Origin of the sequence: Mesorhizobium captivum (assembly GCF_033977165.1) — a bacterium.
GTDB lineage: Bacteria > Pseudomonadota > Alphaproteobacteria > Rhizobiales > Rhizobiaceae > Mesorhizobium > Mesorhizobium captivum.
Genome location: NZ_JAVIJB010000003.1, coordinates 98,440 through 111,472 on the forward strand (window position 1 = coordinate 98,440; position 13,033 = coordinate 111,472).

17 protein-coding genes are annotated in these 13,033 nt (G+C 62.6%); 8 read left to right on the plus strand and 9 right to left on the minus strand.

From position 1 onward, the window contains the following. Window positions 1–28 precede the first annotated feature (28 nt). Complete coding sequence (locus tag RFM40_RS04505) at window positions 29–1,651, plus strand: CHASE domain-containing protein (RefSeq protein WP_320277193.1); 1,623 nt, start codon at window positions 29–31, stop codon at window positions 1,649–1,651. 152 nt (window positions 1,652–1,803) lie between these two features. On the opposite strand, the gene RFM40_RS04510 is transcribed toward RFM40_RS04505, so the two are convergent. The 6 genes from RFM40_RS04510 to RFM40_RS04535 all read right to left on the minus strand — a co-directional run bounded on the left by RFM40_RS04510 (window position 1,804) and on the right by RFM40_RS04535 (window position 5,386). Continuing rightward, the gene (locus RFM40_RS04510) at window positions 1,804–2,049 is read right to left on the minus strand and encodes a YMGG-like glycine zipper-containing protein (protein WP_320277194.1); all 246 of its coding nucleotides are present in this window, start codon (window positions 2,047–2,049) and stop codon (window positions 1,804–1,806) included. Between the two features lie 83 nt (window positions 2,050–2,132). Further along, complete coding sequence (locus tag RFM40_RS04515) at window positions 2,133–2,459, minus strand: hypothetical protein (RefSeq protein ID WP_320277195.1); 327 nt, start codon at window positions 2,457–2,459, stop codon at window positions 2,133–2,135. Between the two features lie 230 nt (window positions 2,460–2,689). Further along, window positions 2,690–2,893 (minus strand): hypothetical protein, encoded by a 204-nt coding sequence (locus tag RFM40_RS04520; protein ID WP_320277196.1) that lies wholly within the window; start codon window positions 2,891–2,893, stop codon window positions 2,690–2,692. A gap of 152 nt (window positions 2,894–3,045) precedes the next feature. Beyond that, window positions 3,046–4,077: a sensor histidine kinase gene (locus RFM40_RS04525; protein ID WP_320277197.1), complete on the minus strand. Its 1,032-nt coding sequence runs from the start codon at window positions 4,075–4,077 to the stop codon at window positions 3,046–3,048. A gap of 181 nt (window positions 4,078–4,258) precedes the next feature. Beyond that, entirely contained in the window at window positions 4,259–4,423 is a 165-nt protein-coding gene (locus RFM40_RS04530) for a DUF1328 domain-containing protein (protein WP_018429836.1), read from the minus strand. 168 nt (window positions 4,424–4,591) lie between these two features. Beyond that, complete coding sequence (locus RFM40_RS04535) at window positions 4,592–5,386, minus strand: response regulator (protein WP_320224661.1); 795 nt, start codon at window positions 5,384–5,386, stop codon at window positions 4,592–4,594. A gap of 223 nt (window positions 5,387–5,609) precedes the next feature. Here RFM40_RS04535 and RFM40_RS04540 point away from each other — a divergent pair, with 223 nt between their 5' ends. Then, entirely contained in the window at window positions 5,610–5,813 is a 204-nt protein-coding gene (locus tag RFM40_RS04540) for a NepR family anti-sigma factor (RefSeq protein WP_126097563.1), read from the plus strand. Window positions 5,814–5,816: 3 nt separating this feature from the next. After that, window positions 5,817–6,368, plus strand: a complete 552-nt coding sequence (locus RFM40_RS04545; RefSeq protein WP_040973662.1) for an RNA polymerase sigma factor — start codon at window positions 5,817–5,819, stop codon at window positions 6,366–6,368. Between the two features lie 36 nt (window positions 6,369–6,404). Here RFM40_RS04545 and RFM40_RS04550 read toward each other — a convergent pair whose 3' ends face one another. Next, a complete protein-coding gene (locus RFM40_RS04550; protein ID WP_320277198.1) occupies window positions 6,405–6,725 on the minus strand; it encodes a response regulator in 321 nt (106 codons plus the stop codon). Between the two features lie 225 nt (window positions 6,726–6,950). On the opposite strand from RFM40_RS04550, the gene RFM40_RS04555 reads away from it, so the two are divergent. From RFM40_RS04555 to RFM40_RS04565, 3 genes are all read left to right on the plus strand, one after another. Continuing rightward, complete coding sequence (locus tag RFM40_RS04555) at window positions 6,951–7,712, plus strand: Crp/Fnr family transcriptional regulator (protein WP_320224659.1); 762 nt, start codon at window positions 6,951–6,953, stop codon at window positions 7,710–7,712. 77 nt (window positions 7,713–7,789) lie between these two features. Further along, window positions 7,790–8,116 (plus strand): ElaB/YgaM/YqjD family protein, encoded by a 327-nt coding sequence (locus RFM40_RS04560; RefSeq protein ID WP_320224658.1) that lies wholly within the window; start codon window positions 7,790–7,792, stop codon window positions 8,114–8,116. Between the two features lie 7 nt (window positions 8,117–8,123). Next, entirely contained in the window at window positions 8,124–8,588 is a 465-nt protein-coding gene (locus RFM40_RS04565; RefSeq protein WP_320272561.1) for a phage holin family protein, read from the plus strand. Between the two features lie 71 nt (window positions 8,589–8,659). Here the strand turns inward: RFM40_RS04565 and RFM40_RS04570 are convergent, their stop codons facing one another. Further along, a complete protein-coding gene (locus tag RFM40_RS04570) occupies window positions 8,660–10,183 on the minus strand; it encodes a sensor histidine kinase (protein WP_320277199.1) in 1,524 nt (507 codons plus the stop codon). Window positions 10,184–10,324: 141 nt separating this feature from the next. Here RFM40_RS04570 and RFM40_RS04575 point away from each other — a divergent pair, with 141 nt between their 5' ends. Further along, window positions 10,325–10,543, plus strand: a complete 219-nt coding sequence (locus tag RFM40_RS04575; RefSeq protein WP_320224655.1) for a hypothetical protein — start codon at window positions 10,325–10,327, stop codon at window positions 10,541–10,543. Between the two features lie 8 nt (window positions 10,544–10,551). Here the strand turns inward: RFM40_RS04575 and RFM40_RS04580 are convergent, their stop codons facing one another. Further along, window positions 10,552–11,472, minus strand: a complete 921-nt coding sequence (locus RFM40_RS04580; RefSeq protein WP_320224654.1) for a diacylglycerol/lipid kinase family protein — start codon at window positions 11,470–11,472, stop codon at window positions 10,552–10,554. Between the two features lie 233 nt (window positions 11,473–11,705). Between RFM40_RS04580 and RFM40_RS04585 the strand changes: the two genes are divergently transcribed. After that, window positions 11,706–13,019: a PRC-barrel domain-containing protein gene (locus RFM40_RS04585; protein ID WP_320224653.1), complete on the plus strand. Its 1,314-nt coding sequence runs from the start codon at window positions 11,706–11,708 to the stop codon at window positions 13,017–13,019. The last annotated feature ends 14 nt before the right edge of the window (window positions 13,020–13,033 follow it).

The window sequence follows — 13,033 nt, forward strand, 5'->3', positions numbered from 1 at the left end:
GGTCAATCATTGAGGGCCGCATCCAGCGTTGAAAAAGCTCTTTCCGATCGTCGCATTCATTGCCGTCTCGCTTATCAGCCTGACGATGGCGGGGTTCGCCTATTTCGCGACCCAGGAAGCGGCGCGCATCAAGTTCGAGGGAACGGCCGACGATGCGCTCAACCGCATCGAGAGCCGCATCGACCTGCATCTGTCGCTGTTGCGCTCGACGCAGGCGCTGTTCGATGCCCGCAACGGCGATATCACGCGCGGCGAGTTCAACGCCTTCTTCACCGCGCTCGATATCGACGACAATTTCGCCGGTCTGCGCGGCATCGGCTTCCTGAGGCTGGCCAAGACCGGCGACGAGGCTGCGGTCGAGCGCGACATCCTGCACGACCACGGTTCGGCGCATCCGATCTACCCGGCCACGACGCAGCAGCCATGGCGCACGCCCATCGTGCTTTTCGAACCGCTCGATACCTCCAGCCAGTCGGCCATCGGCTACGACATGTTCATAGATCCGGCGCGGCGAGCGGCGATCGAGAAGGCCATGGCCGACGACCGGCAGCACGCCAGCGGCCTTCTCCAACTCGGCCAGGGCGCCGGTGCGAAGCAGACATTCCCTGGATTCCTGGTTTTCGTGCGGCTGAACGTGGAAACGGCCCCGGACGTCATCAATGCCAGCCGCTCCTCGACCGCGGGCTTTCTCTATGCCGCCTTCCGCGCGCGCGATTTGTTCCAGGTGGCGCTCAGCAAGGCACCGCTGCTGCCGGTCAATGTCGAGATCTATGACGGCAAGCCTGGTGCCGACAATCTCCTGTTCCGTTCGGAGGCGCCGCCGGCAGAATCCCTGGGTGCGAAACTTGTGGCGCGCCGGGATATCGTTGTGGCCGGCCGACCTTGGACTGTTCTGTTTCGGCCGACGAGCGCTTTTTCGCTGCCTTCCTCGCGCGCCATTCCGGTGATGCTTGGGCTGTTCGGCCTGCTGCTGGCCGGGGCGATCGCCCTGGTGGCCCGTTATCAGGAGCGTGCCTATGAGGCGAAGTCGCTGCTGCATGAAGCGACGGAGAAGAGCCTGCTGGAAAAGGACCTGATCCTGCAGGAGATGAAGCACCGCATCAAGAATTCGATCACCAGGGTGCTGGCGATCGCGCGGCAGACTGCCTCCCACGCCACCGACGTGAAGGAGTTTTCGGCATCGTTCTCGGCGCGGCTGCAGGCGATGGCGGCTTCACAGGACATGCTGACACGCTCACGCTGGCAGAAGGCGGACCTTGGCGATCTCCTGCGCACCGAACTCGGGCAGGTATTCGGCAAGGAGCTCCCCGAAGGCATATTGTCGGGACCGGAGGTGCTGCTCGACGAGACGACGACGCAGGCGCTCGGCCTGACCTTCCACGAGCTTGCCACCAATGCGCTGAAATACGGCGAGGCCGGCAATTCTGTTGGTGCGTTAAAAGTCAGCTGGACGGTGGAGCGCGGCCGCGAGCGGACGCTGGTGCTCAATTGGCGCGAGACAGGGCGGGAAAGACTGGAAGCACCGGCAAAGACCGGCTTCGGCACCAAGCTGATCGATCTCAATGTCACACGGGAATTGCGCGGCACGATCAGGCGCGATTTTCAGGCCGACGGCCTGAAGGTGGAAATAAGGATTCCGCTGACAGGGTGAACGGATCGAAACCGTTCAGCGAGCGAGCGACCGTTCAAACACAAGAAATGGAGGCCGGCGGGCCGGCCTCCAGATCGACATTCTCACCAGACTACGCAATTCCGGACGGAAAAACCGTTACACACTTTTCCTGGAATTGCTCTGTCGGGGGATTAGTTGCAGCGGGCGGTGTAAATCCGGCCGCGATGATCGCGATACTGGCAATAGCCATTGCGCAGGTTGCGGACCAGCAGGCCGGATCCGGCGCCGACAGCCGCACCGACCAGCGCGCCCTTGCCGCCGCCGACCAAGCCGCCCACACCGGCGCCGATCAGGCCGCCGCCGACCACATCCTGCTCGGTCGTGGTGCAGCCGCTGACAGCGACCACGGCAACCATGGCAATGATCATCTTCCGCATTAAATTGCTCCTCACTTTTGTCCTCACTTTCGGCAGTGCCGTCCGCCATTTAGCACGAAAAAACGGGCTTTGCCTGCCCGATCTTATTGTTGCTGAAGAGAGTCTTTTTCGGGGCGCGCGCCGTTCGACGCGACAAGCATGCCGGAGACCTTGAGCGACGCGTCGAGCGAGCCGTCAGGACGCACGTTCCAGACGATCTGGTCGTAATCGTCCTCCAGTGCCGGATCGACGACAAGGCACTCGCCGACAACGTGCCGGGCCTGACCCTGGAGGTCGCCCAGGGCAAAGGGCCTTTCGGCGGTGCAAGCCTCAAAGGTCTCGAAGACGCTGACCGGCGCCGACAGTTCGCGGCATTCAGTCATGGTGTCCGAGCAGCCGATGACGAGGAGCAATGCGGCGATGTGTTCCACGGCAAACCCTCTCGCCGCAAAGAACGATTCTCGCGGCTCAAAAGTTCCTGCCGCTGGTGCCTCCGCGATGCCGCGAGCCCTTGGCAGCATCGGAGCGGTTCAGCTTTTCGTAGAATCGCTGATCCGCCCTAGCGCGTTTCTCCGTTTCACAGATACGGCGAACCGCTCTATTTCTTTGTTTTAACGCAATTTCGGACGGAAAACCGCTTCGCACTTTTCCTGGAATTGCTCTAGCTATTTGTTTTCCGCAATTCCGGGTGGAAAACCGCTTCGCACTTTTCCTGGAATTGCTTCAGGGCAGCCAGGAGCGCGACGGCGCCGAGGCGAAGCGACGGATGGGCGGAGCGAGGCGAGGGCGGCGCCTCGGCATCCTGGAAGCCGCTCATCGAAACGCGCGCGGCCTGCTCCAACCTGTTCATGTCGGCAACCATCATTTTAGTCCTCCCGAATCGCGTGCCAAATCGTTTGTGACTGGGCACGGCTGGGCGTTCCGGCGCACCTTCGCCGGAAACACAGAATCGGACTTTATGGTGAACAGCCGGTTAAGGGCCTTGCCGGCGAATGTCCGTGGCCCGAGGCTTGGCGGTCATTCCATCTCGAAATTGCCGCGCGGGATCGTGAGGCGATATTCGAGACGACCCTCGTCGATCTCGAGGCTGGCGGAGCCGTTCAGCGACGTCGGCACGACGCGTTCCAGAGCGACGCTGCCAAAGCGCTTTTCGTTGCGCCGGCCGGCGCCGATCCTCTCCGTCCATACCAGCAAAAGGCCAGGCGGGGCCCCGCTGCCGGCCGCCATCCTGGCGCTTACCTTGACCTGACCGTCAGGCCGCGACAGGGCGCCATAACTTACCGAATTCACGGCGAGCTCATGCATGGCCAGCCCGACATGCAGGGCGGCGTTTGGGTTGAGGTAAGGGTTTTCGCCATCGAAACGCAAACTGCGGCGCGGGTCGGCGCTGTAGCGGCCGACCTGGCCAGATACGAGCTCTTGAAGCGCTGCTCCCCGCCAATTGGAGGATGTCACCAGATCCTGAGACGAGGCGAGCGACTGAATGCGGCCGCGAAAACGCGTCAGAAAGTCGCCAAGCGTCTCCGAGTAGCGCCCGGTCTGTGTGGCGATGCTCTGGATGATGGCCAGAAGGTTCTTCGAGCGATGGCTGACCTCCCGCAGCAGCGTCTTCAGCGTCTGTTCGCGGCGTTTCTGCTCCGTCGTTTCGACCATGGTGGTGACGACGCCCTGGACCTCACCGGTATCGCTATGATCGGCATCGACCCAAATCTGGAACCAGCGCACGCCGTCATTCCCGGGAATGCCGACCTCGAGACGGTCCGCGTTGCCGGTTTCAACCGCCCTGCGTTTGGCCGCGCTTATGCGCTCGGCTTGTGCGGGGGCGAGCAAATCCTTGCCGTCGGCAGTCTCGGCCGCCCAGGGCGCGCGCATGTTGCGGGCCCAGACGGTCTTCATGTCGCGGTCCTGATAGAGGACTGAAATTCCGGCATTGTGAAGCGCGTGGAGCAGCGCGCGTCCCAGCTGCATCCCGCTCTCCGCCGGATGCATCGCGATCACCTCGTCGCCGCGCTTGCCCGTATCGTCCTTCTCTGATGCCTTGGAACGCATCCAATACTTCCCGCATCCAGGCTGACCGGCTTTACGACAGACGGCTGCTTCGGCCTTGACGTGCCGAGGCTGCGCGCAGCCTCAAAAACGGTCCGCCGGACGACGTCCTTTGGGGACACCGCCCGGCGGTGGCTGGAAACCGTTTGAGGGGTGCGGCTTCCAGTGTTCGACGCTCCACGCCTCAGGCTCGTCTGAAGAGGCCGGCGATGAGCGAAATCACCAGGAAGGCGAGGAAGATGAAGAACAATATCTGCGCGATGCCAGCCGATGTGCCGGCAATGCCGCCGAACCCAAGCGCGCCGGCGATGATCGCGACCACAAGAAAAACGAGCGCCCAGTACAGCATGATACGTCTCCTTCTAACGTCTTGAAAAACGTGGCTGGATGCCGTTTGTTCCACCATTTGCGGAAAAAGACGATCCCCCGGAAGCGCTTTCACAGGGTCAGACTCCGCAATGCGTCATGCGAGGCGGAAAGCCTCGCATGAAACCTCGATGATCGGACATTGGTGCGGTCAGGCCGCAGCCTTTGCCTGGCGGTCGAAGAAGAGCGCCTGGCTGATCAGAGCCTTGACCATATCGGGATTGAACGGCTTGGTCACCAGAAACGCCGGTTCCGGGCGCTCGCCGGTCAGCAGGCGTTCGGGGAAGGCGGTGATGAAGATCACCGGCACCGGCGTCGAGGACAGGATCTCGTTCACCGCCTCGATGCCCGAGCTGCCGTCGGCGAGCTGGATGTCGGCCAGGACCATTTTCGGACGTGTCTTGCCGAACGTGGCCACCGCTTCGGCGTGGGTGCGCGCGGTGCCGACAACGCGGTGGCCGAGGCTTTCGACCATCTCCTCGATGTCCATGGCAATCAGCGGCTCATCCTCGATGATCAGCACATCGGTCGCGACCTGGCGGGAAATCTCGCTGCTCGCCTGGGCGAGCAATTCGGAGAATTCCTGTTCGTCGGCATCGAGGATTTCCGCCGCCTCGTCCTCGCTGAAGCCTTCCACGGCGACCAGCAGGAACGCTTGCCGCGGTCGCGGCGCGATCGCATTCAGATTGGCGGCTGCTCGCTGTTCCCAAGCGGTCTGCGCATTCTCTTGCGGCACGCGGATGGCAATCGAGGTGAAGAGTCTGGCAAAAACCTTGTACAATGCGATCCGGTCGCTCGACGCCTTGGGGAAGACTTCGGTGTCGGCGATGATGGCCTCCAGCATGGCGGCGACCAATGCGTCACCGCTTTCCTGCGATCCCGAAACGGCGCGCGAGAAACGGCGAAGGAACGGCAGGTGAGGAGCGATGGTTGCGGATAGACTCATATTTGACGTCTCCCTCAGATGACGTTGTTGCACTTCACTAGGCCAGACGGGTCGCAAACCCCGGCGAACCAACGCCGGCTTTCCGAAAAAGTTCCCCCCGACATGGAACTAAATTAGGAAACGGGCGTTTCGGGCTTTCGGGATGGGCAACCCAGACAAGGGTGCCGCTTGCGTTATGGTGTTTGGTTCTAGAGCGGTTCGAGTGCTGGGAATTAGGGCAAATATGAAAGAAATGTCAAAGAATCCAACGACTGGCGCCTCGGGCAGGCACCGGAATGGGGGTGGCAATCCACTCGGACCAAACTCCGAAATCGCCCGCAAACTCAAACAATATTACGACGAGCTGGTCTCCGATCAGGTGCCGGATCGATTCGCTCAGTTGCTAAGCCAGCTGGAAAAGGCCGAGCCCGCCGAGAAAAAGGACTGAGGCATGGCGGCGGTCTCCCAGAGCTTCAAGACCGAGTTGCTCGGTGCGATACCGAGCCTGCGTGCCTTTGCGGTGTCGCTGACGCAGAATGCCGACAAGGCCGATGACCTCGTCCAGGAAACCCTGGTCAAGGCGTGGGACAAGCACGAGAGCTTTCAGCCGGGCACCAACCTCAAGGCCTGGCTGTTCACCATCCTGCGCAACGAATTCTATTCGCAGATGCGCAAGCGCGGCCGCGAGGTGCAGGACAGCGACGGCATCATGACCGCCAGGCTCGCCGTTCACCCTGCCCAGCATGGCCAGCTCGACCTCAAGGATTTTCGCGGCGCGCTGGAACAGCTGCCCGAGGATCAGCGCGAAGCCATCATCCTGATCGGCGCGTCCGGCTTCTCTTACGAAGAGGCGGCCGAGATTTGCGGCTGCGCGGTCGGCACGATCAAGAGCCGGGTCAGCCGGGCGCGCGCCAGGCTGCAGGATATCCTCAAGATCTCCGGTGAGGACGAATACGGCCCTGATGCGATTTCCGCGCAGGTGACGGGCTCAAACGCGGCCTGACGCCGACGTCCGGTTTCTTCTCGGGCCGCGACCTCGTCAAGCCGCTTTGGCGCGCCCGCAGGCCGTCGCCACGGCCTCGATCAGATCGTCTCCCGAGTACGGTTTTGCGACCAGCTGGACTTCCGGAAAGGAGCCCTCGATCTCTTCCGAGTCGGAATGACCGGAGGCAAAGACGAACGGAATGCCGGCGTTGCGCAATCGTGCGGCGAAGTCGAGCGTCGAGGCGCCGCCAAGCATCAGGTCGACGATGGCGGCGTCAAACCGTGACAACTCATCCCGCCGGTCGATTTCTGCCAGGTCGCGGACGATCGTGACGTCGGCCGCGCCATGGTCACGGCATAGCTGCTCGACATCCATTGCGATCAGGAATTCATCCTCGAGAACCAGAATACGCAATCCGTCTAGCAATGGGGGCACGTGTCGGCGACTCTCCTACAACGTCGCGTTCATGCGCGGTATTTGGCCCCGTGTCATTTAAAAAAGACATGACAGGCGATGCATTGCCGTGATCGGCGGAACCTCGATCCGCGTGGAGCGTTTCTATCCGCCCGATCGGGGCAGGGATTTCGAAGAGGGGTCGAAATGTCCGGCCAGAGCGCACGTTCTGTTACAACCCGCCAATACCCTTGCGACAAGTGTCCGCTTCGACCCTTGCCGACCTTTCGCGCGTTCGAAAAACAAGAGCTTCTGTTCGTCAGCACGTTCAAGAAAGGAGAGCTCGCCGTCGACAGGGGCGCAACCGTGTTGGTCGAAGGCAGCCACAGTGCGCATCTCTACACGATCCTTTCGGGCTGGGCGTTCCGCTATAAGCTATTGCCTGACGGGCGCCGGCAAATCCTGAACTATTCCATGCCTGGCGATCTCATCGGCCTGCAGGGCAGCCTGATGGGGGAAATGCAGCATTCCGTCGAGGCTTTGTCGCCGATGCTGCTTTGCGTCTTCGAACGCGAACAATTGCACGAGCTCTACCGCAATCATCCGGGGCTTGCCTATGACATCACCTGGATGGCGTCGCGCGAAGAGCGCATGCTGGACGAGAACCTGCTCAGCATCGGCCGGCGCACGGCGCTGGAACGCACCGCCTATCTCGTCGCCTTCATCTCCAGCCGGGCCCGCGGCGCCGGCCTCAACGGCAAGACGTCGGTGCAGATCCCGATCACGCAACAGCATATCGCCGATACGCTCGGCCTTTCGCTGGTGCACACCAACAAGACGATCCGCAAGCTGATCGACCGAAAGCTGATTGCGTGGCGCGACGGCGGTTGCGAGGTCATCGACCATGACGGGCTGAAGGACCTCGCCCGCTGGGAAGGCCTGGGTGAGGAGCGCCGGCCGCTGATCTGAAGGAAGTTGAGCCCACAGGATCGGAACCTTGGTACCGATCGGGCGTTGAAACCGAAGCAAACGCAAGGAGTTAGACGATGGCGACCGCCGCAGGCAAATCCGCGACAGATGCACCCACCACGGCCGATCTCGAGGCCGACATCCAGCAGTTGAAGGCCGATATCGAGAAACTCACCAAGCACCTCGCAAAGACCGGCGAGCACGGTTACGGAGCGGCGCGCCGCGCGGCCGGCGAAGGCGTCGAGCAGTTGCGCGCCCAGGGCGAGGCTGCGTTCGAAAGCGTGCGCGGCGGCGCTCAGGATATCGAGGCACAGCTCATAGCCAGCGTTCGCGAGAGGCCGGTGACGTCGCTGGCGATCGCGGCGGGCGTCGGCTTTCTGTTCGCGCTTCTTTCGCGCCGCTAGCCCGCAGATGGGGACGCTGGTTTCGCTGATTTCGGCCCTTGCTTCCGGCGAGGCGATGGCCGCGTTGCAAAGAACGCGGACGACGGCAATCCTCTACGGGCTTGCCGGTATTTTCGCCCTGTCCGGCGTCGGCTTCCTCGTCGGTGCGGCCTATATCTGGCTGGCGGCGCGCTACGGGGCATTGGCGACCAGCCTCGGCTTTGGCATCGGCTTCCTGGTGATCGCCGGGCTCATCCTCGCGATCCAGAAGTTGACCACCGGCAGGCGCGCGCGGCGGCAGGCGCGCCGGCGCAAGGCGGACATGACGGCGGTCGGCGTCACCGCGGCGCTTGCGCTGCTTCCGGCGCTTGCGAAGAGCAAGGGCGGCCTGGGTGCCGTTCTTGCGCCCGCGGCTGCACTCGTCGCCTACGCCATCTACCGCGAGAATGTGAAGCCCGGGCCCGAAGATCCGGATTCCGGCAAGGCGCCTTAGAGCAGTTCAGCGTTAGGTAGAACGCCGAATTACTCTAACTATTTGTTTTTACGCAATTGCTCCAGGCCTCGTCACTTCAACAGCGGCTCGCTCGGCATCGATATCTGGGCAAAGACGCCATCTGGGCGATATTCGTGGGTCACCTCGCTGTCGATAACCTTGGCAAGGCTGCGCCGGATCAGTATGGAACCGAAACCATGGCGATCGGGAGGCTCGACTTCAGGTCCGCCGCTCTCGCGCCAGGTCAGCACCAGCCGTCTCGCGCCCTTTCGACCCTTCGTCTTCCACCCCAGATCGACTTTTCCGGACGGAACCGAGAGCGATCCGTATCTCAGCGCGTTGCTGGCCAGCTCATGCAGGATCAACCCGAGCCCAACGGCCTGATCCGGTGAAAGCAGGAGGTCGGGGCCGGAAATCGTTATCCGGGACTGGGCTCCGGCGTCGAAGACCCTCGCCTCGATCCTCGCCAGCTCGGCGATCCCAATGCCGCGCCATTCGCGGTCCGACAGCAGGCTGTGGGCGGCGCCAAGCGCCTGCAGTCTGGCGCTGAAGGCTTCGAGAAACTCGCTTGGCTGGTTGGCATGGCGAACGGTCTGTGTCGCCAGGGCTTGCACCGTCGCCAGCGTGTTCTTGACGCGATGGTTCAGCTCGCGAAGCAGCAGACGCTGGCGCTCGTCGCCAAGCTTGCGTTCGGTGATGTCGTAGTTGACACCGAAGATAAGCGTCGGCCTGCCGTCGCCGTCGCGCTCGATGACGCGCCCGCGTGTTGCGATCCAGCGGATGGGATGAAGGCCTTTGACCCGATATTCGCCAAAATAGTCGTCGCTGCCACTCAGCGCGTCGCGGAAGCGCGTCTCGGTCTGATAGACATCGCGGGGATCGATGGCGCGCAGGATATCCCTTGCCTTCAACCGGTTTGACGGCGGCAGGTTGAAGAGCTCGGCCAAAAGCGCGTCGCAGTCGATCATGTCGGTGCGGATGTCCCAGGCCCAACTCGCCAGCGAGGCGGCGTCGAGCGCGATCGCGCGGCGCTTCTCCTCGCGCGCCAACTCCGCCTGGGCGATGGCACCGTTGCGCGTGGCATCCTTGAGCAGGAACAGGCTGGCGGCGAGCTTGGCCAGGGTTTTCAACTGTTCGACCTTCTCGGCGGCCGGAAACGCCCTCGGCTCCCGGTCGAGCACGCAAAGCGTGCCGACCCTGGCGCCAGCCACGGTCATCGGCGCGCCGGCGTAAAAGCGGACATGTTCTCCGCCGACGACCAGCGGATTGCCGGCGAAGCGCGGATCGAGCGTGGCGTCGGTCACCACCATGGGATCGTCGCCGGCGGCGATGGCATGGGCGCAGAAGGAGATGTCGGTCGGCGTTTCCTTCCCGTCGAAACCCAGCCGCGACTTGAACCACTGGCGATCGGTATCGACCAGCGTGACCATCGCGATCGGCGCTTCGAGGATTGCGGCCGCAAGGCCGCCGATGCGGTCGAAGTCGGGATCGTTGGCCGTGTCCATGACATCGAGGCCGTGCAGCACGGCGAGCCGATCCGCATCCTCGACGAAGCGGCTGACATCGGCCGTCAACTTGGCTGTCTTGCTACCCACCTATCCCCCATGCGCAACGCGCCGCGACAAGCCCGATCGTTGCCGAACCTCGCCGTCGGTAACGGAACCTTCGCGCAAAGGGCCCGTTACCCGACCATGCCGTGACCGAAGCGCCCGCCGCCACGCAACACGGAGGCCAATATGACCAAGATCGTTCCTGAAGACAAAGCCCGCCAGGGGCATTGGGGTTGGCACGCGCTCAGGATCCTCATCGCCGGGCTGTTGCTGGCCTTCATTGCCTGGGCCGCGGTCGAGATCTATGGCGAGATGATCAAGAGCCCGACGACCAGTGAACAGACCGTGCCTCAGGCGCCGGCGACTGGGCCGGCAACTGGGCAGAAACCCACGCAAGGCGGCTGACTGCTCCATCACGCCGCCTTTGCCTGCGCGTAGCTTGCCGGAACCAATACATTCAACGCGCTGGGATGAATCTCGATCACCGTCTCGCGCTCCAGCCCGAACAACTCGCCATCCATGACCGCGCTGAACTTCTTTGTCGATGAATGGATTTTGAGGATAGCCTTGTCGGCCTGGTGGATTTCGACATGTTGGCTGTCGCGCCACCGGCCGCGCAGCATGGCGAGGAACAGTTTCACCAGATCGCGGCGCCTGCGCGCGACGCTGACATAGATGCCGAGCACGCCGCCCGTCGGATCGTCCGCATAAGGCAGATGGCCTTCGCCGAACAGATTGTTGCTGATGCTGATGCCGGTGGCGCGGGTGACGATCTCCGCCTGGCCGATGGTCAAGGTCACCTTGAGGGTGTGCGGGTTCTTGATCGTTGCCCATGCGGCGCGAACCGAAGCTCGCATCTTTCCCAGCCGGGAGCCGAACTCCATATTCTCCCGAAGCTGCACCATCCTGGCATGCATGCCGATTGAAAACTGATGCACGAAGGGCTGGCCGTTGGCGCTTGCCATGTCGACGGCCGTCACCTCGCCATCGGCCAAGGATTTCAACGCCGCATCCAGCGTCTGCGGAATGCCAAGACCGCGCGCGAAGAGATTCATCGTGCCGGCCGGCAGTATGGCCAAGGCCTTCTTCTTGTTCATGAGGAGGGATGCCGCCGTGGAAATCGTGCCGTCGCCGCCTCCGGCGATCACGACATCGACGTTCCGCCTCGTTACGGCCCTTTCCAGAGCAGCGGCGATTTTGTGGCCGGCAACAATGTCGACCTGCACCGAATGGCCTGCCGCTTCCAGCGTCTGGCGCAGGCGGCCGGCAAAGGCTGAAACATCGGTCGTGCGCAGCGTGCCGCCGTCCTGGTTCAGCACCGCAGCAAACCGCATGTCCCGCTCCATCTTTTCCATTCTTGGGCCGAAGACGAGCCCCAGCCGCAAGCTGAAACGGAAGGCCAGCCGAAAAGTTCCGCGCGCGGCAGCAATCGCTGGTTGAGCGCCATCCATGTGGTTGGAACATCCCCCTACTCACGACGTTGTGAAGCTGTGGAATAGTGCCGCGTCCGACCTGGGAAAGAGACCGGATGCGGCGTGCACGAAATCAGGCAGGAGGAGAAACGATCATGATCCGCACTCTTTTTGCGACGACCGCGCTTGCAACACTGGTTGCAACCGGGGCCCTCGCCCAGACGGCAACGCCGGCACAGCCGCCTGCCGCCGAAAACCCCGCTCCCGTGATCCGCGCGGAAGGCTCCCTGATGACCAACATCATCGGCGAATCCGTCTATAACGGCACCGGCAATGACGCCCAGGATATCGGCAAGGTCGACGACGTCGTCTTCGACGCAAGCGGCAAGGCCAAGTCCGCAATCATCGGCGTCGGCGGCTTCCTTGGCGTCGGAACCAAGGACGTGGCCTTCGACTACGGCAAACTCGAATGGGCCGAGAAGAACGGTGACCGCTGGCTGGTGGCCAAGACGACTAAGGACGAGCTGAATGCTCAGCCTGCGTTCGACCGCAAGCCATACGATCCCGCCCCGGCGCAACCGGCGGATGCTACGCAGCCTGCAACCACTGGAACGGCGCAGGCGCCCGCGCAGCCGGCTGAACCGGTGAAGAAGGCGGAAGGCAATCTCGCCACCAATATCATGGGCGAGTCGGTCTATAATGGCACCGCCGACGATGCCCAGAAGATCGGCGACGTGAATGACATCGTGCTTGCCAAGGACGGCAAGGCAGAGTCGCTCGTCATTGGCGTTGGCGGGTTCCTTGGCATCGGTGAAAAGAACGTCACCTATGACTTCGCCAAGGCAAAGTGGGCGGAAAAGAACGGCGATCGCTGGCTGGTGGCCGAGACGACGAAGGAAGAGCTGCAGGCGCAGCCGGATTTCAACCGCAAGGCTTACGACCCGGCACCGGCGCCGGCCACCGCAGCTTCGAACAATGCTCCGGCGACCACCACGCCTGCCGTAGCAGAGTCTGACACCACGGCCGGCAAGGAGGCCAAGCCAGCCCAAACTGCGCAGGCAACCACCGAGACCAAGCCTGCGGACTCCGGCACGTCGGCCACCGACACGACCAAAACAGCTTCGATCGACAAATCGACGCTGACCGAAATGCCGATGGACAATATCCGGGGCGACGATCTGAAGGGCGCCACCGTCTATGGCGCCAACGACGCCAAGATCGGCACAATCGGCGATGTCGTGCTGAAGGACAACAAGCCGGACGCCGTGATCGTCGACGTTGGCGGCTTCCTCGGCATCGGCGCCAAGGAAGTGGCGGTCGGCATGGACAAGCTCAAATTCATGACCGACAAGGACGGCAAGAAATATCTCTACACCAACTTCACCAAGGAGCAGCTGCAGGCGCAGGCGGCCTATGACAAAGGCACCTATGCCGAGAAGCGCGACCAGCAGCGGATGATTCTGAAGTAAGGGAATAGGGCAGT

What these genes read in the sequence shown, in the direction of transcription:
- RFM40_RS04560 (WP_320224658.1), top strand. Translation starts at nt 7,790, where the DNA reads ATGGCGACCGCCGCAGGCAAATCCGCGACAGATGCACCCACCACGGCC.
- RFM40_RS04525 (WP_320277197.1), bottom strand. Translation starts at nt 4,077, where the DNA reads ATGCGTTCCAAGGCATCAGAGAAGGACGATACGGGCAAGCGCGGCGAC.
- RFM40_RS04530 (WP_018429836.1), bottom strand. Translation starts at nt 4,423, where the DNA reads ATGCTGTACTGGGCGCTCGTTTTTCTTGTGGTCGCGATCATCGCCGGC.
- RFM40_RS04545 (WP_040973662.1), top strand. Translation starts at nt 5,817, where the DNA reads ATGGCGGCGGTCTCCCAGAGCTTCAAGACCGAGTTGCTCGGTGCGATA.
- RFM40_RS04510 (WP_320277194.1), bottom strand. Translation starts at nt 2,049, where the DNA reads ATGCGGAAGATGATCATTGCCATGGTTGCCGTGGTCGCTGTCAGCGGC.
- RFM40_RS04565 (WP_320272561.1), top strand. Translation starts at nt 8,124, where the DNA reads ATGGGGACGCTGGTTTCGCTGATTTCGGCCCTTGCTTCCGGCGAGGCG.
- RFM40_RS04585 (WP_320224653.1), top strand. Translation starts at nt 11,706, where the DNA reads ATGATCCGCACTCTTTTTGCGACGACCGCGCTTGCAACACTGGTTGCA.
- RFM40_RS04520 (WP_320277196.1), bottom strand. Translation starts at nt 2,893, where the DNA reads ATGATGGTTGCCGACATGAACAGGTTGGAGCAGGCCGCGCGCGTTTCG.
- RFM40_RS04540 (WP_126097563.1), top strand. Translation starts at nt 5,610, where the DNA reads ATGAAAGAAATGTCAAAGAATCCAACGACTGGCGCCTCGGGCAGGCAC.
- RFM40_RS04550 (WP_320277198.1), bottom strand. Translation starts at nt 6,725, where the DNA reads ATGGATGTCGAGCAGCTATGCCGTGACCATGGCGCGGCCGACGTCACG.
- RFM40_RS04580 (WP_320224654.1), bottom strand. Translation starts at nt 11,472, where the DNA reads ATGCGGTTTGCTGCGGTGCTGAACCAGGACGGCGGCACGCTGCGCACG.
- RFM40_RS04535 (WP_320224661.1), bottom strand. Translation starts at nt 5,386, where the DNA reads ATGAGTCTATCCGCAACCATCGCTCCTCACCTGCCGTTCCTTCGCCGT.
- RFM40_RS04575 (WP_320224655.1), top strand. Translation starts at nt 10,325, where the DNA reads ATGACCAAGATCGTTCCTGAAGACAAAGCCCGCCAGGGGCATTGGGGT.
- RFM40_RS04555 (WP_320224659.1), top strand. Translation starts at nt 6,951, where the DNA reads ATGTCCGGCCAGAGCGCACGTTCTGTTACAACCCGCCAATACCCTTGC.